This is a genomic window from Streptomyces sp. NPDC048479 (assembly GCF_040651435.1).
Taxonomy (GTDB): Bacteria; Actinomycetota; Actinomycetes; order Streptomycetales; family Streptomycetaceae; genus Streptomyces.
Genome location: NZ_JBEZKA010000127.1, coordinates 1 through 1,176 on the forward strand (window position 1 = coordinate 1; position 1,176 = coordinate 1,176).

At 66.8% G+C, this 1,176-nt stretch carries 1 pseudogene; it reads right to left on the reverse strand.

From position 1 onward, the window contains the following. Positions 1 to 95 precede the first annotated feature (95 nt). A pseudogene (locus AB0D12_RS41345) lies at positions 96 to 1,025 on the reverse strand (IS30 family transposase); the annotation flags it as partial. Between the last annotated feature and the right edge of the window lie 151 nt (positions 1,026 to 1,176).

Consider the following 1,176-nt stretch of genomic DNA (forward strand, 5'->3'; position numbering starts at 1 on the left):
TCGTCAGCCACAACCGCTCATGTTCGCGGCTTCGGTGACGCTCCGTGGCTCTGCACGGAAAGTGATCCAGAACCAGTCTTCAGGAAGCATCAACACAGGTGCAGGAGCATGGTGAATCGGGTTGTTCGCTCGACCAGCGTGCCGATCGCGGACTTGCCGGTGCCGATGATCAAGTCTCCCTCCCAATGGCCTGGGACTGCGCGGTCCTCGGCCTCGGCCGGCCGCTGACTAATCAGTACCTCGGGTGTGACGTGCCCGCCCGCTGTCGGGAACGGGCACGGGGAACCCGCGGTGCACGCCCGGTACGCAGACAGGCCGCCAGTTCGCGCGTGAGCGCCCCGCGCCCTTGGACATAGAGGGCCTGATAGATCGCCTCGTGCGAGATGCGCATGGAGTCATCATCGGGGAAGTCGGCCTGCATCCGGTTCGAGATCTGCTCCGGGCTCCAGGCGGTCGCCCATCGCCGGTCCTGGCGGCGTGGTTTGTTGCGTCCTTCCACGGTGCCGCCACGGGCCCCGTCACCGTTGTCCCGTCCGCGCGTCGGACCTGGCCCGAGAGCCGTTCCTGCACGTAACCGCGTAGCCGGTCGTTCTCGACCAGCTTGGCCGTCCTGGGACGTTGCGCCATCAGCTCGGCCTTCCACTGCGCGACGGACGCTCGATAGTCGAGCTTGCTTCCGCGGGTGGCCGCATTGCGGCGTAGTTCCCGGGAGATGGTCGAGGGATGGCGGCCGAGCCGACGGGCGATCTCTCTCACCCCAGCGTCCTGGGCCTTCAGCAGGCGATCTCTTCACGCTCTTCAAACGACAGGTAGCGGCCCGAGACCGGGACACGCAGGAACGTCGGCATGCCGCCACGCTCCCGGAACCAACGACTGCCGGCCGCCTGCGACGCGCCGACTGCGATCGCGGCCTCCTCGCTGGTACGTCCTTTGCCGATCTCATGCCAGAACAACCGCTCCACGTCGCGTCGCAGCGACGGCTTGCCCGGCGACTTCATCGGTGACCTGCCGGTCAACTCCGTCATCCAACCCGCTGGCCTGCCCATCAACACCTCCATAAACGAGCTGTTGCGACGACCAGTTGAATCCGCCTTGAGCGCCCCTGTCCGTGTGGAAAACCACGCCGTGGCGGTGGCCGCCGCGGGCGGCCACGGCCATTTCGATCGCATCGGTGAC